This window comes from Sphingomonas phyllosphaerae 5.2 (assembly GCF_000419605.1).
GTDB classification, from domain to species: Bacteria; Pseudomonadota; Alphaproteobacteria; order Sphingomonadales; family Sphingomonadaceae; genus Sphingomonas; species Sphingomonas phyllosphaerae_B.
The window spans coordinates 1,903,368-1,920,408 of the sequence record NZ_ATTI01000001.1 but is presented as its reverse complement, the minus strand read 5'-3'; the positions used below and the strand labels follow the sequence as shown (position 1 = coordinate 1,920,408).

The 17,041-nt window shown below is 70.7% G+C and carries 17 protein-coding genes and 1 riboswitch; of the genes, 15 read left to right on the top strand and 2 right to left on the bottom strand.

The genetic code is table 11. The features are described 5' to 3' along the window. The first annotated feature begins 2 nt into the window (after positions 1-2). Positions 3-234, top strand: a riboswitch (cobalamin riboswitch). A gap of 169 nt (positions 235-403) precedes the next feature. Genes cobW through cobJ form a run of 6 tightly spaced genes read left to right on the top strand, consistent with a single transcriptional unit; the run spans position 404 to position 7,935 of the window. Beyond that, positions 404-1,459 (top strand): cobalamin biosynthesis protein CobW, encoded by a 1,056-nt coding sequence (gene cobW, locus SPHPHY_RS0108980; RefSeq protein WP_022686352.1) that lies wholly within the window; start codon positions 404-406, stop codon positions 1,457-1,459. A 6-nt stretch (positions 1,460-1,465) separates the two neighbouring features. Next, positions 1,466-4,747: a cobaltochelatase subunit CobN gene (gene cobN / locus SPHPHY_RS0108975; RefSeq protein ID WP_022686351.1), complete on the top strand. Its 3,282-nt coding sequence runs from the start codon at positions 1,466-1,468 to the stop codon at positions 4,745-4,747. Then, positions 4,744-5,844 (top strand): cobalamin biosynthesis protein CobG, encoded by a 1,101-nt coding sequence (locus tag SPHPHY_RS0108970; RefSeq protein ID WP_028056687.1) that lies wholly within the window; start codon positions 4,744-4,746, stop codon positions 5,842-5,844. Before cobN ends, SPHPHY_RS0108970 begins: the two co-directional genes overlap by 4 nt. Beyond that, on the top strand, positions 5,844-6,473 hold the full coding sequence (locus SPHPHY_RS0108965) for a precorrin-8X methylmutase (protein ID WP_022686349.1): 630 nt from the start codon (positions 5,844-5,846) through the stop codon (positions 6,471-6,473). Before SPHPHY_RS0108970 ends, SPHPHY_RS0108965 begins: the two co-directional genes overlap by 1 nt. Then, positions 6,470-7,195, top strand: coding sequence for a precorrin-2 C(20)-methyltransferase (cobI, locus tag SPHPHY_RS0108960; protein ID WP_022686348.1), 726 nt, complete (start codon positions 6,470-6,472; stop codon positions 7,193-7,195). The genes SPHPHY_RS0108965 and cobI overlap by 4 nt, the downstream gene beginning before the upstream one ends. Further along, the gene (gene cobJ, locus SPHPHY_RS0108955; protein WP_022686347.1) at positions 7,192-7,935 is read left to right on the top strand and encodes a precorrin-3B C(17)-methyltransferase; all 744 of its coding nucleotides are present in this window, start codon (positions 7,192-7,194) and stop codon (positions 7,933-7,935) included. Before cobI ends, cobJ begins: the two co-directional genes overlap by 4 nt. Here cobJ and SPHPHY_RS0108950 read toward each other — a convergent pair. After that, positions 7,911-8,660 carry a cobalt-precorrin-6A reductase gene (locus SPHPHY_RS0108950; protein ID WP_022686346.1) on the bottom strand — a complete coding sequence of 250 codons (750 nt, stop codon included), beginning with the start codon at positions 8,658-8,660 and terminating at the stop codon, positions 7,911-7,913. The two genes, cobJ and SPHPHY_RS0108950, sit on opposite strands and share 25 nt — an antisense overlap. On the opposite strand from SPHPHY_RS0108950, the gene SPHPHY_RS0108945 reads away from it, so the two are divergent. Genes SPHPHY_RS0108945 through SPHPHY_RS0108910 form a run of 8 tightly spaced genes read left to right on the top strand, consistent with a single transcriptional unit; the run spans position 8,659 to position 15,500 of the window. Beyond that, the gene (locus SPHPHY_RS0108945; RefSeq protein ID WP_022686345.1) at positions 8,659-9,867 is read left to right on the top strand and encodes a bifunctional cobalt-precorrin-7 (C(5))-methyltransferase/cobalt-precorrin-6B (C(15))-methyltransferase; all 1,209 of its coding nucleotides are present in this window, start codon (positions 8,659-8,661) and stop codon (positions 9,865-9,867) included. The two genes, SPHPHY_RS0108950 and SPHPHY_RS0108945, sit on opposite strands and share 2 nt — an antisense overlap. Then, on the top strand, positions 9,849-10,229 hold the full coding sequence (locus SPHPHY_RS0108940) for a cobalamin biosynthesis protein (RefSeq protein WP_028056686.1): 381 nt from the start codon (positions 9,849-9,851) through the stop codon (positions 10,227-10,229). Before SPHPHY_RS0108945 ends, SPHPHY_RS0108940 begins: the two co-directional genes overlap by 19 nt. After that, the gene (cobM, locus tag SPHPHY_RS0108935) at positions 10,226-11,011 is read left to right on the top strand and encodes a precorrin-4 C(11)-methyltransferase (RefSeq protein ID WP_022686343.1); all 786 of its coding nucleotides are present in this window, start codon (positions 10,226-10,228) and stop codon (positions 11,009-11,011) included. Before SPHPHY_RS0108940 ends, cobM begins: the two co-directional genes overlap by 4 nt. Next, entirely contained in the window at positions 11,008-12,327 is a 1,320-nt protein-coding gene (locus SPHPHY_RS0108930; protein WP_022686342.1) for a cobyrinate a,c-diamide synthase, read from the top strand. Before cobM ends, SPHPHY_RS0108930 begins: the two co-directional genes overlap by 4 nt. Beyond that, complete coding sequence (gene cobA / locus SPHPHY_RS0108925; protein ID WP_022686341.1) at positions 12,324-13,049, top strand: uroporphyrinogen-III C-methyltransferase; 726 nt, start codon at positions 12,324-12,326, stop codon at positions 13,047-13,049. The genes SPHPHY_RS0108930 and cobA overlap by 4 nt, the downstream gene beginning before the upstream one ends. After that, positions 13,046-13,807, top strand: a complete 762-nt coding sequence (gene cobF, locus SPHPHY_RS0108920; protein ID WP_022686340.1) for a precorrin-6A synthase (deacetylating) — start codon at positions 13,046-13,048, stop codon at positions 13,805-13,807. The genes cobA and cobF overlap by 4 nt, the downstream gene beginning before the upstream one ends. Beyond that, a complete protein-coding gene (bluB, locus tag SPHPHY_RS0108915; RefSeq protein WP_022686339.1) occupies positions 13,804-14,445 on the top strand; it encodes a 5,6-dimethylbenzimidazole synthase in 642 nt (213 codons plus the stop codon). Before cobF ends, bluB begins: the two co-directional genes overlap by 4 nt. A gap of 29 nt (positions 14,446-14,474) precedes the next feature. Beyond that, positions 14,475-15,500 (top strand): HoxN/HupN/NixA family nickel/cobalt transporter, encoded by a 1,026-nt coding sequence (locus SPHPHY_RS0108910; protein WP_043130886.1) that lies wholly within the window; start codon positions 14,475-14,477, stop codon positions 15,498-15,500. A 24-nt stretch (positions 15,501-15,524) separates the two neighbouring features. On the opposite strand, the gene SPHPHY_RS22645 is transcribed toward SPHPHY_RS0108910, so the two are convergent. Continuing rightward, positions 15,525-16,037, bottom strand: a complete 513-nt coding sequence (locus tag SPHPHY_RS22645; RefSeq protein ID WP_022686337.1) for an acyltransferase — start codon at positions 16,035-16,037, stop codon at positions 15,525-15,527. A 157-nt stretch (positions 16,038-16,194) separates the two neighbouring features. Here SPHPHY_RS22645 and SPHPHY_RS0108900 point away from each other — a divergent pair, with 157 nt between their 5' ends. Beyond that, positions 16,195-16,893 (top strand): endonuclease/exonuclease/phosphatase family protein, encoded by a 699-nt coding sequence (locus SPHPHY_RS0108900; protein WP_022686336.1) that lies wholly within the window; start codon positions 16,195-16,197, stop codon positions 16,891-16,893. The last annotated feature ends 148 nt before the right edge of the window (positions 16,894-17,041 follow it).

Here is a 17,041-nt window from a genome sequence, read left to right as displayed (position 1 = left end):
CGGCGCTCGATGATCGCGCCGGTGCCCCGAAAGGGGCTTGAATGGGAATGCGGTGCGGGGGGCCTCCCCCCAAATCCGCGGCTGTCCCTGCAACTGTGAGCGGTGAGCGAAGGCGTCATGCTCCCTGACCGGAGCGGCCACTGGGATGCGGCATCCACGGATGCACACCTGGGAAGGCGATGCCCGAGCTTTGACCCGCAAGCCAGGAGACCTGCCGGCGATATGGTCGCTCTTGCTTCGATCCAGGGGATGGTCGCGGCACGGTTCTCCGTCTGAGCGACGAACCTGTGTGGCTGGGGCTGCATCGGTGTGCGTTGCGGAGGGCATTCGGCGCCCCGCCGTGGTCGTGCGCCGGCCGACGTGTCGGCCCCCGCCGGTCGTTGCCAGTGCCGCGGAAAACACCATGTCAGCATTCTCACCTGTCGCGAACCTGTCGAAAGTCCCCGTCACCATCGTCACCGGTTTTCTGGGCGCGGGGAAGACGACGCTTATCAGCCACCTGATCCGCAACGCGGGTGGCCGCCGGCTGGCGGTCGTCGTCAACGAGTTCGGCACCCTCGGCGTCGACGGTGACATTCTGAAGGGGTGTGCGATCCCCGATTGCCCCGCCGAGAACATCGTCGAGCTTTCGAACGGCTGCATCTGCTGCACCGTAGCCGACGATTTCATCCCCACCGTCGAGACGCTGCTCGCGCTCGATCCGCGCCCCGACCACATCCTCATCGAAACCTCCGGGCTCGCGCTGCCCAAGCCGCTGCTGAAGGCGTTCGACTGGCCTGCCATCCGGTCGCGGATCACCGTCGACGGCGTCGTCGCGGTGGCGGATGCGGAGGCGGTGGCGAGCGGGCGCTTCGCACCGGATGTCGCCGCGCTGGATGCGCAACGCGCCGCCGATCCCAGCATCGATCATGAAACGCCGCTGTCGGAGGTGTTCGAGGACCAGCTTGCGTGCGCCGACATGGTGTTGCTGAGCAAGTGCGACCTCGCCGGTGCGGGCGGTATCGCCGCCGCCCGCGCCGTCATCGCCGCGGAGACGCCGCGATCGCTGCCCATCCTCGAACTGACCGACGGCGTGGTCGATCCGAGGATCGTGCTGGGCATCGGTGCCGCCGCCGAAGACGATCTCGCCGCCCGCCCCTCGCATCATGATGGCGAGGACGATCACGAGCACGACGATTTCGACAGCATCGTCGTCGAACTTGGAGAAATCGCGACTGCGGACGATCTCGCCGCGCGGGTAGAGGCGCTCGGCCACGGTGGCGACGTGCTGCGCGTGAAGGGCTATGCGGCGGTCGCGGGCAAGCCGATGCGGCTGCTGGTACAGGCAGTGGGTGCCCGGGTCCGCACCCATTACGACCAGCCGTGGCGGGGCGACGAGCCACGCGATACCCGCCTCGTGGTCATCGCCGAGCGGGACCGGCTCGATCCCGCCCTCATCCGGGCTGCGCTGCACGGCTGACCCGCCATGCACGTCGTCTTCCGCGAAGCGCACGGCCTGGAGGAGAGCGCGTCGCCGCGCGATCTGGGGCAGGACGCCGCCGATCTCGTGGTCTTGTCCTTCTCGGACAGCGATCTCGGCGCGTTCGCGGCCGGGTGGCACGCCGCCGTGGCCGCCGCGGCCGCCGCCGGCGACGCCGCGCTGCCCCGCCTGCGGCTCGCCAGCCTCGCCGAACTGACGCACCCGCTGTCGGTCGACACCTATGTCGAGCGCACGCTCGATGGGGCCAGGGGCATCCTGATCCGGCTGATCGGCGGCGCGGCCTATTGGTCGTACGGGCTTCGGCAGGTGGAAACGCTGGCACGGCAGCGCGGGATTGCGTTGGCAGTCATCCCTGCCGACGGGCGTGTCGACGACCGGCTCGATACGATCTCCACCGTCCCGGTCTCGACGCTGCGACGCTTGACGCAGTTATGCGACATTGGCGGCGCTGCGGCGGCGCAGGAAGCGCTGGCGCAATTCGCCCTCGCCGCGGGCTGTTACGTCAGGCCGGCGCCGAGCGCGCCAGCCATCGCGCCGGTCGGCGGTTGGCAGCAGGCAAGCGGGGTCACCTGCCCCGCCGCCTTTGCGTTTACCGCAACGCGGCCGCGCATCCTGATCGTCTTCTACCGCTCATATCTGACCGCCGCGGATCTCGATCCGGTCGCGGCGTTGCAGGCCGGGTTCGAGGCGTGCGGCTATGACGTCCTCGCGCTGTTCGCTCCGTCGTTGAAAGATGCGGAAGCGTCGCCATGGCTGCGGCGGTGGGTCTCCGCGCTGTTACCGGCCGCGATCGTCAACGCCACTGCCTTCTCCGCCACGGACGAAACCGGCGCCACCCCGCTGGACGGCGCAGCGGTGCCGGTGTTCCAGGTCGCGCTCGCCACGTCCGATCGCGCGGCCTGGACGAAGGCGCAGCGCGGGCTGTCGCCGGCCGATCTGGCGATGCACGTGGTGCTGCCGGAGGTCGACGGGCGCGTGTTTGCGGGTGTCGCCAGCTTCAAGGACGATGCGCCGCACGATCCCGACCTGCAGTTCAAGCGCCGCGCGCATCGTGCCGAGCCGGCGCGGATCGCCGCGATCGTCGCGCGCATCCACGGCTGGATCACCCTGGCGCACGCACCCGCGGCGCAGCGCCGGCTCTGCCTCGTCGTCTCGACCTACCCCGGCAAGGCGCAGCAGATGGCGCATGCGGTCGGGCTAGATGCGCTCGCGAGTGTCGCGGCGATTCTCCACGATCTCGCTGCGGCGGGCTACGGGGCCACGCCCTGCCCGGCCGATCTGCCGCGGCTGCTCGCCACCGAGACGCTTGAATGGACGATCGCGGACTATCGCACTGCGCTGCGCTGCCTTCCCGCCAGCTTGCAAGCCGAGGTGGCCGCCGCATGGGGGGCGCCGGAAGACGACCCCGCGCTCGTCGACGGGCGGTTCCGGTTCGGTGCGATCAGCTGCGGCGAGATCATTGTCGCATTGCAGCCCGAGCGCGGCCAGCCGGATGGCCGCATCGGGGAATATCACGATCTATCGCGCTGCCCGCGCCATGCCTATATCGCCTTCTACCTGTGGCTGCGTGCGCGCGGGATGCAGGCGCTGGTCCATATCGGGGCGCATGGCACGCTCGAATGGCTGCCCGGCAAGGCAGTGGCCCTATCGGATGCGTGCTGGCCAGAGGCGCTGACCGGCGCGCTGCCGATCGTCTATCCCTTCATCGTCAATGATCCCGGCGAGGCCGCGCAGGCCAAGCGGCGGATCGGGGCGGTGACGCTGGGCCACGTCCCGCCGCCGCTCGCTCGCACCGGCACTGCAGCGGGTCTGGGCCGACTGGAAACGCTGCTCGACGAATTCTCGAACGCCGATGGGCTGGACCCGCCGCGCCGGGCGCGGTTGCGCGGCGATATCCGTGACGAAGCGCGGGCGCTGGGGCTGGACGGGGTGCTCGGGCTCGGCGCGGCGGCGTCCGATGCCGAGGCGATCACCCGGATCGATACGTTCGTGTGCGATGTGAAGGACAGCCAGTTCGGGGACGGGCTGCATGTCTTCGGGCGCGGCGAACACGGCGCGGCGGAGCGCGACGGGCTTTTGATTGCGCTCGACGGGCGGCGGGTCGCCGCCGGTCCGTCGGGATCGCCGTGGCGCGGGCGGCGCGACGTACTGCCGACCGGCCGCAACCTCTACACCACCGATCCGCGCGCGGTGCCGTCACGTTCCGCGCAGGCGCAGGGCGTGCGGCTCGCCGACGAGCTGATCCGCCGCCACCTGCAGGATCACGGCGATTATCCGCGGACGATGATCGTAGACCTCTGGGGATCGGCGACGATGCGCACCGCCGGCGAAGAGTTCGCGATGGCGCTGCACCTGCTCGGCGCCGCGCCGGTGTGGGACATGGGCTCGGAGCGCGTCACCGGCGTGGAGGTCCTCCCGCTCCTCGTGCTCGACCGTCCGCGCATCGACGTGACGCTGCGCGTGTCCGGGCTGTTCCGTGACGCTTTCCCGACGCTGTGCGCGATGTTCGGACAGGCAGTGCGCGCGATCGCGCTGCGCGACGAACCGGCCGACCGGAACCCGTTCGTCGGCGTGCCCGCCACGCCGCGCGTCTTCGGTCCCGCGCCCGGCCGCTACGGCGTCGGGCTGGGCGACGCCGCCGACACCTACACGCCCGACGCGCGCCGCGCCGCGGGCGAGGCGTGGCTCACCGCATCGTCGCATGCGATCGACGGCGGGGAAGACCGTGCCGATCCCGTTGCGCTGCGTGCCCGCGTCGCCGCGGCCGAGCTGTTCGTCCACGTTCAGGACCTGCCCGAGACCGACCTGCTGCTCGCCGCCGATTATGCCGCGCATGAAGCCGCCTTCGCCGCTGCGCAGGCGATCACCGGCGGTAACGCCCGCCCCTACCATCTCGACGCGACCGATCCGGATCGGCCCCGCGCACGAACGCTGGCGGAAGAAATCGCGCGCGTCGTGCGCGGCCGTGCCGCGCATCCCGGTTGGATCGCCGGCATGATGCGACACGGCTTCCGCGGGGCCGCAGAGATCGCAGCCACGCTCGACCATCTCGGCACCTTCGCGCACCTCGCCGGCGCGGTCACGACCGAGTCATTCGACCTCTACTTCGACGCGACGCTCGCCCGCGACGATGTCCGCGCGTTCATGGCGCAGGCCAATCCCGCCGCACTGGCTGCGATGGATGCCCGCTTCGCGGCGCTTCGCGCGGCGGGGCTGTGGCGGACGCGCCGGAACTCGATCCTCGCGCGATTGGAGGGCGCGGCATGAGCGCGACGCGCGGCTGGTGCCCCACCGCGTGGCGGCCGATGGCCGCGGGCGACGGCCTGCTGGTCCGCGTCCGCCCCGCGCTTGGGCGATTGACGCGCGACCAGATGCTCGGATTGTGCGCAGCGGCGCTCGTCCACGGTAACGGCCAGATCGACGTCACCAACCGCGCGAACCTGCAAATCCGCGGCGCGACGGAGGCAAGCTGGCGACTGCTGCTCGCCGAGCTGGTGGCGCTCCGGCTGGTCGATCCCGATCCCCAGCGTGAAGCGCGGCGTACGATCCTGCTCGCGCCCGACTGGACGCATGGCGACGATACGCACCGCATCGCGGACGAACTGGAACGGCGCATCGCCATGTTGCCGCCGCTGCCGGGCAAGTTCGGCTTCGCGATCGACGCCGGCCACGCCCCGCTGCTGACCGCATCGCCAGCCGACGTCCGTATCGAACGTACGACCGGCGGCGCGTTGATGCTGCGTGCGGAGGGGCGTGCCACCGGCACGATCGTCGCGCCGGGCGCCGAGGTCGATGCGCTGATCGCCATTGCGGACTGGTTCGTCGCCACCGGTGGCCGCGACGTCGGCAGGATGGCGCGCCACGTGGCGCCGCTACCCGGCTGGGCGAACGGCGAAGCACGCCCGGCGCCGCCATCCCGTCCCGTGGCTGCGGGCGGCCATCCACTCGGCGCTGTGCATCCGCTTGCCTTCGGACGGATTGACGTCCCGTCGTTCGCCGCATCGCTGTCCGCCGGCGCGACCGCCGTGCGCACCACGCCATGGCGGTGCCTGCTGATCGAGGGCGACGATCGCGTACCGGCGCCGGATGCGCTCGCTGCCGTCGATGCCTGTGTGGGTGCCCCCGCTTGTCCGCAGGCGACCATCGAAACACGCGCGCTCGCCACCCGCCTCGCGCCGGCCATCGTCGGCACATTGCACGTATCGGGTTGCGCGAAAGGCTGCGCACGCGCCGCACCGGCCGCGGTCGTCCTTACCGGCCGCGACGGCCGGTACGATCTCGCCCGCGACGCCCGCGCCGACGCTCCACCGGCCCGCTGCGGGCTCGACGCGCGGCACGTCCTCCAATTGTTCGGAGTCAACTGATGCCCCACGTCTACGAGACGGACGGCGCCGCCATCTATCGCCAGTCGTTCGCCACCATCCGCGCCGAGGCGGCGCTGGCGCGCTTCGACCGCGATGAGGAACCGGTCGCGGTGCGAATGATCCACGCCGCCGGACTGGTCGAACTGGCCGCCCACATCCGCTTTTCGCCGCGCTTCGTGACGACTGCCCGCACCGCGCTGGCGGCCGGCGCACCGATCCTGTGCGATGCTCGGATGGTGACGGAGGGGATCACCCGCGCGCGCCTGCCGGCCGACAATCCCGTGATCTGCACGCTGCACCACCCCGATATCCCGGAGCGTGCGCGCACGATCGGCAACACCCGGTCGGCGGCCGCGCTTGAGCTATGGCGTCCCCATCTGGCCGGCGCGCTGGTCGCGATCGGCAATGCGCCGACCGCGCTTTTCCACCTGCTCAACATGCTTGAAGACCCGGACTGCCCGCGCCCGGCAGCGATCATCGGCTGCCCGGTCGGCTTCGTCGGTGCGGTGGAATCCAAGGCGGCGCTATGGGCGGAACAGCCGGTTCCATGCACCGTCATAGAAGGACGGCTGGGCGGCAGCGCCATCACCGTTGCTGCGATCAACGCGCTGGCGAGCCGCACGGAATGACGTCGGCGATGCTCCACGGCGTCGGCCTCGGCCCCGGCGCGCAAGACCTGATGAGCGTCCGCGCCGACCGGCTGGTACGCGGCGCTCGCCATGTCGCTTTCTTCCGGAAAGCGGGGCGCGCCGGCCACGCCCGCCGCATCGTCGATGGCATGTTGCGCCCCGACGCGATCGAGTTCGCGATGGAATATCCGGTCACGACGGAGATACCGGTCACCGATCCGCGCTACAACGCGCAGCTTGGCGCCTTCTACGCCGATTGCGCCCGCCACCTGGGCGCTCTCGTCGGCAGCGGAGAGGACGTCGTCGTGCTGTGCGAGGGCGATCCCTTTTTCTACGGCTCGTTCATGCACCTGCACAGCCGCCTCAACGGGGTCGTGCCGGTCGCCGTCGTGCCCGGGATTACCGGCATGTCGGGTGCCTGGACCGCCAGCGCGCTCCCGATCACCTGGGGCGACGATGTGCTGACCATCCTGACGGCAACGTTGCCGGAGGCCGACCTCGCGCGGCGGATCTGCGACACCGATGCGCTCGTCGTGATGAAGATCGGACGTCATCTCGCCAAGCTGCGTCGCGCCATCGCCACCGCCGGGCGCGAGGATTGCGCGTGGCTCGTCGAGCATGCTGCGATGCCCGGGCAACGCGTCACCAGGCTGGTCGATGCGGATGCGGTCGCGCCTTATTTCTCGATCCTGCTGATCCACGGACAGGGGCGTCGGCCATGAACGGCTGGCTCGCCATCGCCGGCCTCGGCCCCGGCGACGATGCAATGGTGACACCCGAGGTCAGCGATGCGCTGGCCGAGGCGACCGATGTGATCGGCTACATCCCCTATGTCGCCCGCGTCGCGCCGCGCGACGGGTTGACGCTGCACCCGTCCGACAACCGCGTGGAGCTGGACCGCGCGCGGCATGCACTCGAACTGGCGCGCGCCGGGCACCGGGTGGTGGTGGTGTCGTCCGGCGACCCCGGCGTGTTCGCGATGGCGGCGGCGATCTTCGAAGCGGTCGAACACGGCGATCCCGCCTGGGCGCTTCTCGATATCCGTGTGCTGCCCGGCATCACCGCGATGCTGGCCGCCGCCGCGCGCGCCGGCGCACCGCTGGGCCACGACTTCTGCGCCATCAACCTGTCGGATAACCTGAAGCCGCAGGCGATCATCGACCGGCGCGTACGATTGGCGGCCGAGGCGGATTTCGCGATCGCCTTCTACAATCCGCGCTCGCGGGCACGGCCGGACGGGCTGGCGACCGCGCTCGCGATCCTGCGCGACACCTGCGCGGATCGTCGCCCGATCCTGTTCGCGCGCGCCGTCTCCACCGCGCAGGAACATCTGCACGTCGTCGCGCTGCCGGACGCGCGCGCCGAACTGGCCGACATGCGAACCGTCGTGATCGTCGGATCCAGCCGCACGCGTATGGTGCCGGGCACGCGCTTTCTCTACACGCCGCGGTCGGCGGCATGACCGATCCAGTGCAGCACCGCCGCGACGTCGTGCACCTCGACGCGGTCGGGCAGCGGCGGGCGGTCGATCATCACGACCGGCAGACCCAGCGTCCGCGCCGCGATCAGCTTGGCCTGCGCGCCGCTGCCGCCCGCATTCTTGCAGACCAGCAGCTCGATCGCCTCCCTGCGCAGCAGCGCGAGGTCGCCCTCGACCGTAAAGGGCCCGCGGTCCACCACCAACCGGTGCCCGGGCAAGGCGATGGCGGTGCGCGGCGGATCGACGAAGCGCAGGAGGTAGCGATGCTGCGGCATGGCGGCGAACGCGTCGACATGCATCCGGCCGAGCGCGAGCATCACCCGGCGCGGCCCGCCGGCAAGCGCCGCCACCGCCGCCGGGATATCGGCGACACGTGTCCAGCGATCCGCCGTCTCCGCGGCCCAGGCGGGTCGCGTCAGTGCGAGATGCGGCACGCCGGCCTGCGCAGCGGCGGCGACCGCGTGCGCGCTCATTTGCGCCGCGAACGGGTGGGTCGCATCGACCAGATGGCTGACGCGCTTCACCTGCAACCATTCGACCAGCCCCGCGACGCCCCCGAACCCGCCGACACGTACCGCCACCGGTTGCGCGCGCGGATTGGCGACCCGTCCGGCATAGCTCAGCGTCGCGGCGATGCCGGCATGCGCAAGCGCCGCGGCAAGCGCGCTGGCTTCGGTCGTGCCGCCAAGGATCAGGACGTGGGTCATGGTTGAGGAATCGGGCAATCCGTGGCTGACGATCGTCGGGATCGGCGAGGATGGACCGGCGGGCCTCTCCGCCGCAAGTCTCGCGGCAATCGCCGGCGCCGATTGGCTGACCGGCGCCGCGCGGCATCTCGCGCTGCTCCCCGACGTCCGCTGCGACACCGCCGCGTGGCCGGTGCCGTTCGCGGACGGCATCGCGCCGCTGCTCGCACGTCGCGGCCGCCGCGTGGTGATGCTGGTGTCGGGCGATCCGTTCTGGTTCGGCGCGGGGTCCGTCGTGGCGCGCCACATCCCGTCCGACGAATGGATCGCGCACCCTGCCCCGTCCACCTTCGCGCTGGTCGCCGCGCGGCTTGGCTGGCCGATCGAGGACACGCGCTGCCTCGGCCTGCACGCCGCGCCGTTCGCGCGTCTGCGGCCGGATCTCACGCCCGGTCGCCGCATCGTGGCGACGGTGCGCGACGGCGCAGCGGTGGCGTCGCTCGCGCGCTATCTGGATGCCGCCGGCTTCGGCGACAGCGATCTGTGGATCTGCGAAGCGCTCGGCGGCCCATCCGAGCGCCTGCGGCGTGCGCGCGCAGCGACCTGCGACGTCGCCGATACACGCCATCCCGTCGCCGTTGCCATCACGGTGGAAGGTGCGGGCGCGGTCCTGCCCGCCGCCAGCGGGCGCCCCGATCACTGGTTCGCGCATGACGGACAGCTCACCAAACGCCCGGTTCGTGTGCTGACGCTCTCGGCGCTCGCGCCACGTCGCGGCGAGCTGTTGTGGGACATCGGCGCGGGATCGGGTTCGATCGGCATCGAATGGCTGCTGGCCGATCCTGCCAATCACGCACTCGCCTTCGAGGCGGACCCGACCCGCGCAGCGCGGGCGCGCAGCAATGCCGAGGCGCTTGGTGTGGAGCGGTTGCAGGTGATCGAAGGGCATGCCCCCGCCGTGCTGGCCAACCAGCCGCTGCCCGACGCCGTCTTCGTCGGCGGCGGATTGTCTGCCGACCTGCTCGAAGATTTGTGCGGCCGATTGCGCAGCGGCGCGCGGCTGGTCGCCAATGCGGTGACGCTGGAATCCGAGGCGCTGCTGGCGCAATGGCATGCCGCAAAGGGTGGCGATCTGCTGCGCGTCGAGATGGCGGAGGCCGCGCCGCTCGGCACGCGCCGTGGCTGGCGCGCGCATTACCCGATCGTCCAGTGGAGCGTGACGCTGTGATCGTGGCTGGCTTCGGGTATCGGCGCGGCGCCAGCGCCAGCTCGCTCCACGCCGCTTTGGCGCTGGCGCAGGCAGGACATGCGCAGGTCACCGCTCTGGCCGCGCCCGGCGACAAGATTGCGTTGCTCGCCCGCGTCGCGGAGACGCTTGGCCTTCCGTTATTCGCCGTTCCGCTATCGGCGCTCGGCGCAACGACCACCTCGACGCAGTCTCCGGCCAGCCTTGCCGCCCGCGGCACCGGCAGTGTCGCAGAGGCGGCGGCGCTGGCTGCGGCGGGCGCCGGCGCACGCCTGCTCGCAGTCCGCCACATCTCTCCAGACCGGATGGCGACCTGCGCCATCGCCGAAGGACCAGACCGATGACCGTCCACTTTGTCGGCGCCGGCCCCGGCGCACCTGACCTGCTGACGCTGCGCGGGCGTGACCGGATCGCCGGCTCTCCGGTTTGCCTCTATGCCGGATCGCTCGTCCCGGCGGCGCTGCTCGACCATTGCCCGCCGGGCGCGCGGATCGTGAACACCGCGCCCTTGTCGCTCGACGCGATCGTTGCCGAGATCGAAGCGGCACATGCGCAGGGGCTGGACGTCGCGCGGCTCCATTCGGGCGACCTGTCGATCTGGTCGGCGATGGGCGAGCAGCTGCGCCGGCTGCGTGCGCTCCATATCCCGTTCACGATCACACCCGGCGTTCCCGCCTTCGCCGCCGCCGCCGCGGCGCTGGAGGCGGAACTCACCCTGCCCGGCCTTACGCAGTCGGTGGTGCTGACGCGCACGCCGGGTCGCGCCAGCACCATGCCGCCTGCCGAACGGTTGACGACCTTCGCGGCGACGGGCGCGACGCTGGCGATCCACCTGTCGATCCACGCCCTCGAACGCGTCGCGGCCGACCTGATCCCGATCTACGGCGGCGATTGCCCGGTCGCCGTCGTGTGGCGGGCGAGTTGGCCCGACGAGCGCATCGTGCGCGCCACGCTCGCCGATGTGACGGTCGCGGCGAAGGACGGGCCGGGGCGCACCGCGCTGATCCTCGTCGGGCCGGTGCTGGGGGCGAGCGAGTTCGTCGAAAGCAGCCTCTACGCCCCCGATTATGATCGCCGCTTTCGCCCGCAAGGCAGCGGTTCCCGCTTCGCGGAGCCCATGGCATGACGCCCGGCCTCATGATCGCCGCCCCGGCGTCGGGCACGGGCAAGACGACGGTGATGCTCGGTCTGCTGCGCGCGCTTCGCGACGACGGCCTGACGGTGCAGCCGTTCAAGAGCGGTCCCGACTATATCGATCCCGCCTTTCACCACGCCGCCAGCGGCCGCCGCTCGTTCAACCTCGACAGTTGGGCCATGCCGGCCGACATGCTGCACAGCCTGTCGGCGCAGGCGAACGGTGCCGATCTCACCATTGCCGAAGGATCGATGGGATTGTTCGACGGTGTCGCGGCACCGGGGGCGTCCGGCAACGGTGCCAGCGCCGAGATCGCGCGCCGCATGGGCTGGCCGGTCGTCCTGGTCATCGACGTCTCCGGTCAGGCGCAATCGGCGGCCGCGACCGCGCTCGGCTTCGCGCGCTACGATCCGGCAGTGCGCGTCGCGGGTGTCATCCTCAACCGGGTGGCAAGCCCGCGGCACGAGCGTCTGGCGCGCGGCGGCATGGCGGCCGTCGGGCTGCCTGTGTTCGGTGCCTTGCCGCGCCGCGGCGACCTGACGCTGCCGGAGCGACACCTCGGCCTCGTTCAGGCCGCCGAACACCCCGATCTGGAGGCGCGCATTGCCGCCTACGCGACGTTCCTGCGCGCGCACGTCGATCTGGCCGCGTTGCGCGATGTCGCCGGCGCCGCATCGCACGCGCCTGCGGAACCATGTCGCTTCGCACCGCCGGCACAACGGATCGCGCTGGCGCAGGATGCCGCCTTCTCCTTCGCCTATCCACATATGCTCGATGCCTGGCGACGCGCGGGCGCTGAGCTCCTGCCCTTCTCGCCGCTCGCCGACGAGGCTCCTGCCGCGTCCGCCGATCTCGTCTGGCTTCCCGGCGGCTATCCAGAACTCCACGCCGGACGGCTCGCCGCCGCTGCCACTTTCCACGCCGCGCTGCGCGAACACGCGCGCACCCGTCCCGTACATGGCGAGTGCGGTGGCTACATGGCACTCGGCGCGGCGCTGATCGACGCGGAGGGTAACCGGCACCGGATGGCCGGGCTGCTCGGGCTCGTCACCAGCTATGCGCAGCGCCGGATGCACCTCGGCTATCGTCACGCGACCCTGCTGTCGGGGATGGCCGGGTTGCCCGCCGCCACGACGCTGCGCGGTCACGAATTCCACTATTCGACGATCCTGGAGCAGCCCGACGCCGCGCTCGCGCACGTCGTCGATGCGGAGGGCAATCCGGTCACGGAAACCGGATCGTATCGTGACCGCGTGTCGGGCACCTTCTTCCACCTGATCGCACCGGATGGCGGGGGCGTGCGATGACCGGCTTCGTCTCCTTCGTCGGCTCCGGGCCGGGCGATCCGGAATTGCTCACGCTGAAGGCGGTCTCGCGGCTCGAGGCTGCCGACGTGGTGCTGTTCGACGACTTGTCGTCCGGCCCGCTGCTCGACCATATCCGTCCCGGTGCGGCACTGGTGGCGGTCGGCAAGCGCGCGGGCCGGGCCTCCCCGACGCAGGCGCACGTCTCGCAATTGCTCGTCGATCATGCCGCGTTCGGCGCGCGCGTCGTGCGGCTGAAGTCGGGTGATCCGGCGATCTTCGGGCGGCTGGAGGAAGAGATCCTCGCGCTGCGTGCCGCGGGCATCGCGTTCGAGATCGTTCCCGGCGTCACGTCGGCTTCCGCCGCCGCCGCCGCGGCCGCCATCCCGCTCACCCGGCGCCTCAGCGCGCGGCGCGTCCAGTTCGTGACCGGCCATGACGTTACCGGCGGGCTGCCCGGCGCGCTCAACATGCCCGCGCTCGCCGATGCGGAGGCTACGACGGTGATCTTCATGCCGAAGCGCACGTTTCCCGCGCTGGCCGCCCGCCTGATCGAACATGGCCTGTCGCCCGACACCCCCGCGCTGCTTGCCGAGCACGTCGGGCATCCCGAGCAGCGCCTGACCCGCGCGACGATTGCCGCACTTGCGGCGCGTCTGTCGACCGACGTCGGCACCGCGCCCGCCTTGATCCTGTACGGCTCGCTGATGGACGAAGACGCGTGATCGACCTGCATCTGATCGGGATCGGCACCGGTAATCCTGCGCACCTGACCCGGCAGGCGGAGGAGGCGATGAACGCCGCCGATCTCATCCTGCTCCCGCGAAAGGGCGATGCCACGTCCGACCTCATCGACCTGCGCCGGGCGATCTGCGCCGCCGCGCTGACGCGGCCGGTCCGCATCGTCGAGTTCGATCTGCCCGTGCGCGCGTCCGGCGGCGATTATCTCGCCGCCGTCAACGACTGGCACGACGCGATCGCCGCGACGTGGGCGGCGCTGACCGACCGGCACTTGCCGCATGGCGGCCGGCTCGCACTGCTCGTCTGGGGTGATCCGTCGCTCTACGACAGCACGCTGCGCATCGCCGACCGGCTTCGGGCCGGCGGCATCGCGCTGCGCATCCATGTCGTGCCCGGCATCACCAGCCTGCAGGCGCTCACCGCCGCTCATGCGATCACGCTCAACACGCTGGCCGCGCCCGTGGTCATCACCACCGGTCGCCGGCTGCGCGACGCTGGCTGGCCCGCCAGCGCGGACAGTGTCGCGGTGATGCTCGACGGTGACTGCGCCTTCGCCACCCTGCCGGCCGCCGGTATTGCGATCTGGTGGGGTGCCTATCTCGGCATGGCCCAGCAGGCGCTGATCGCGGGCGCGCTCCCCGCAGTCGCGGCGGAGATCGTGGCCGCGCGCGCCGCGCTGCGTGCCGAACACGGCTGGATCATGGACACTTATCTCCTTCGCCGCGCGGTCGAACCGGCATGACGCCGCCCGTCTTCGATACCGCGTTCGCCGCGCAGCTGGACGAGCTGTTTCGCTGGCGCCGCGACGTCCGGCACTTCCGTCGCGATGCGATCCTCGAAGCCGACCTGCACGCGCTGCTCGCCACCGCCGCACGCTCGCCCTCCGTCGGGAACGCCCAGCCGTGGCGCTTCGTCCGCGTCCGTTCGGCGATGTTGCGCGAACGGCTTGCCCGGCATGTCGATGCCGCCAGCCAAGCCGCCGCCGGGCAACTGACCGATCCGGCCCGTCGTGATCGCTACGCCGCGCTGAAACTGCACGGTCTGCGCGAAGCTCCGGAGGTCATCGCGGTCTTCAACGACGATGCGCCGACCGCCGGCTACGGCCTCGGCCGCGCGACGATGGCGGAAACGCTGCGCTATTCCACCGTCATCGCGGTTCACACGCTCTGGCTCGCCGCACGCGCGCGCGGCTACGGACTCGGCTGGGTATCGATCCTCGATCCCGACGTCGTGACGGCGATGCTAGACGTACCGTCGCATTGGTCGTTCGTCGCCGTGCTGTGCCTCGGCACCCCGCTTGCGCCCGACGCTGTCCCGGAACTCGAACGCCGCGACTGGCAGGCACGCGAGCCGCTTGCCGAGCGCCTGTTCGAACGATGATCCGCTCCCTTCCGAAAGCGATCCACCTCATGCAAGCCTCACCCGCCGCTCGGCTGCGCCCCCGTCTCATCGCGCTGTTCGCGCTGCTGCTGGCGGCGAACGTCGGTGCGTGGATTTGGGCCGGCAGCCTGTTCCACGCCGCCCCGGCGATGCTCGGGACGGCGTTGCTGGCCTGGACGCTGGGGTTGCGACACGCCGTCGACGCCGACCATATCGCCGCGATCGACAACGTGACCCGCAAGCTCATGCAGGACGGGACGCGGCCGATCAGCGTCGGCCTGTGGTTCGCGATCGGGCACAGCGCCGTCATCCTGATCGCCTCCGTCGCGATCGCCGCGACCACGAATGCGCTCGCCCGCTTCGAAACGGCGAAGGCGGTCGGCAGCGTGATCGCGACCCTGTTCTCCGCCGGCTTCCTCTTCGCGATCGCGGCGATCAACCTGATCATCCTGCGCTCCGTCTGGCGGACGTTCCGCCACGTCCGTGCCGGCGGCCGCTACAGCGACGACGACCTCGACGTCCTGCTCGCCGGGCGTGGACCGCTCTCCCGCCTGTTACGCCCGTTGTTCAAGCTGATAACCCGCCCGTGGCACATGGCGCCGCTCGGCTTTCTCTTCGGCCTGGGCTTCGACACCGCCACCGAGGTAGCGATCCTCGGCCTGTCCGCCGCGCAGGCGGTCGATGGCTTCTCGCTCGCCGCAGTGCTGGTGTTCCCGGCGTTGTTCGCGGTCGGCATGGCCTTGGTCGATACCGCCGACGGTGTCCTGATGCTCGGTGCGTACGAATGGGCGTTCATCCGCCCGATCCGCAAGCTCTACTACAACGTCACGATCACCGCGGTCTCCGCGCTTCTGGCGGTCACTATCGGCGGCATCGAGACCGCCGCGCTGCTCGCCGACAAGCTCGACCTGTCCGGGGGCCTGTGGGACGTTGCGCGGCAGCTGGGAGCGCATTTCAACATGCTCGGCTTCTTCATCATCGGCGTCTTCGCGGCGGCGTGGGCGCTCAGCTTCGCCATCTACCGCTGGATGCAACTGGATGAAATCGAGGCCTGAGGAGGCAGGTGTCGAGGCTCTTGTTCAATCCTCGATCTGCCGCAGCAACTTGGCCGGCACGCCCGCGACGATACAGTTGGCGGGCACGTCCTGCCTCACGAGCGAACCCGCGCCTACGACGGCGCCGCGTCCGATCCGCACCCCCGGCATGATGAAGCTCCGCGCCCCGATCCAGGCGCCGTCCTCGACGACGATCGGCTTCGGCACCACCTTGCCCGCGCGCCGCCGCGCATCGCCGATCTCGTGGTCTGCGGTAACGAAGATCACATGGTGGCCGACCACCACCTCGTCGCCGATCTCGATCGGCGCGGACAGGTCGAAATAGCAGCTGCGGTTGATGAAGACGCGCGCGCCGATACGCAGGCCGAAGCCGTTGATGCGGCATCCGCCCTTGATCGTCGGCGCCGCGCCGAAGCGGAAGCGCAACGGCCTGTAGACATAGGCGCGCAATCGCGACGAATAGGCATCGTCCGGCAGATTGCCGGCAACGCCATTGATTATCCACGCCAGAAACGAGCGAGCGACCGATCCGATCATCTTCAATCCTTGCTGAGCAGGGGCAAGCCAACGCGCCGCACCGAACGTACGGTCGGCCAGGGGCCGCGGCCCTGCTAGCCGCTGCGGTGGCTTGCGTCCACGCTCCTCGTCGCGGCGGCCGGAACGGGGAGCCGCCATCGTCCGTTGCGCACCGGCAATGAACTTGAAAGTCGCCAGTTACAACATGCGCAAGGCGATCGGCACCGATCGCCGCCGCAGCCCCGAACGCGTGCTCCAGGTGCTGCGCGAGGTCGATGCCGACATCGTCTGCCTTCAGGAGGCCGACCGCCGCTTCGGCCAACGCGTCGCGGTTCTCACCCCGCATCTGCTGGAGGAACACGGCGACTGGCAGTCGGTCGGCCTCGGCATGCGCGCCAGCAGCATGGGGTGGCACGGCAACGCGATCCTCGTCCGCAAGTCGGCGCGCGTCGTCGCGTGCGAACAACTCCACCTGCCCGCGCTCGAACCGCGCGGCGCCGTCATGGCCGACGTCGCGATCAACGGTGTGACGGTGCGGATCGTCGGCATGCACCTCGATCTGTCCGGGCTGTGGCGTCGCCGACAGGCCGCGGCGATCCTCGCACATGTCGCCGGCAACGCCGAGCGACTGCCGACCGTGATGATGGGCGATCTGAACGAATGGACGCGCGCCGCCGGCTGCCTGCGCGATTTCGGTGCCGCGTTCCGCCTCGCGGAAACCGGGCCCAGCTTCCACGCGCGCCGTCCGATCGCGCGGCTCGACCGGATCATGGTCTCTCCGGAGCTGCGCATCACCGCCTGCGGGGTGCACCATTCGCCGGCGTCGCGCGTCGCCTCCGATCACCTCCCGATCTGGGCCGAGCTCGCGCCGCAATGAGCGGCACGCACCACAGCGCGTGGACTTTCAACGCCATGCACGGCGACACGCCGACGCATGTAGGCGACATGTCGACGACGTTCCGCCTTGTGCTACCGGCTGCGCGCGGGCAGAACCCGCGATAACAGGCAAGATGAACTTGCGCTTC

What these genes read in the sequence shown, in the direction of transcription:
- cobW (WP_022686352.1), top strand. Translation starts at nt 404, where the DNA reads ATGTCAGCATTCTCACCTGTCGCGAACCTGTCGAAAGTCCCCGTCACC.
- cobN (WP_022686351.1), top strand. Translation starts at nt 1,466, where the DNA reads ATGCACGTCGTCTTCCGCGAAGCGCACGGCCTGGAGGAGAGCGCGTCG.
- SPHPHY_RS0108970 (WP_028056687.1), top strand. Translation starts at nt 4,744, where the DNA reads ATGAGCGCGACGCGCGGCTGGTGCCCCACCGCGTGGCGGCCGATGGCC.
- SPHPHY_RS0108965 (WP_022686349.1), top strand. Translation starts at nt 5,844, where the DNA reads ATGCCCCACGTCTACGAGACGGACGGCGCCGCCATCTATCGCCAGTCG.
- cobI (WP_022686348.1), top strand. Translation starts at nt 6,470, where the DNA reads ATGACGTCGGCGATGCTCCACGGCGTCGGCCTCGGCCCCGGCGCGCAA.
- cobJ (WP_022686347.1), top strand. Translation starts at nt 7,192, where the DNA reads ATGAACGGCTGGCTCGCCATCGCCGGCCTCGGCCCCGGCGACGATGCA.
- SPHPHY_RS0108945 (WP_022686345.1), top strand. Translation starts at nt 8,659, where the DNA reads ATGGTTGAGGAATCGGGCAATCCGTGGCTGACGATCGTCGGGATCGGC.
- SPHPHY_RS0108950 (WP_022686346.1), bottom strand. Translation starts at nt 8,660, where the DNA reads ATGACCCACGTCCTGATCCTTGGCGGCACGACCGAAGCCAGCGCGCTT.
- cobM (WP_022686343.1), top strand. Translation starts at nt 10,226, where the DNA reads ATGACCGTCCACTTTGTCGGCGCCGGCCCCGGCGCACCTGACCTGCTG.
- SPHPHY_RS0108930 (WP_022686342.1), top strand. Translation starts at nt 11,008, where the DNA reads ATGACGCCCGGCCTCATGATCGCCGCCCCGGCGTCGGGCACGGGCAAG.
- cobA (WP_022686341.1), top strand. Translation starts at nt 12,324, where the DNA reads ATGACCGGCTTCGTCTCCTTCGTCGGCTCCGGGCCGGGCGATCCGGAA.
- bluB (WP_022686339.1), top strand. Translation starts at nt 13,804, where the DNA reads ATGACGCCGCCCGTCTTCGATACCGCGTTCGCCGCGCAGCTGGACGAG.
- SPHPHY_RS0108910 (WP_043130886.1), top strand. Translation starts at nt 14,475, where the DNA reads ATGCAAGCCTCACCCGCCGCTCGGCTGCGCCCCCGTCTCATCGCGCTG.
- SPHPHY_RS22645 (WP_022686337.1), bottom strand. Translation starts at nt 16,037, where the DNA reads ATGATCGGATCGGTCGCTCGCTCGTTTCTGGCGTGGATAATCAATGGC.
- SPHPHY_RS0108900 (WP_022686336.1), top strand. Translation starts at nt 16,195, where the DNA reads ATGAACTTGAAAGTCGCCAGTTACAACATGCGCAAGGCGATCGGCACC.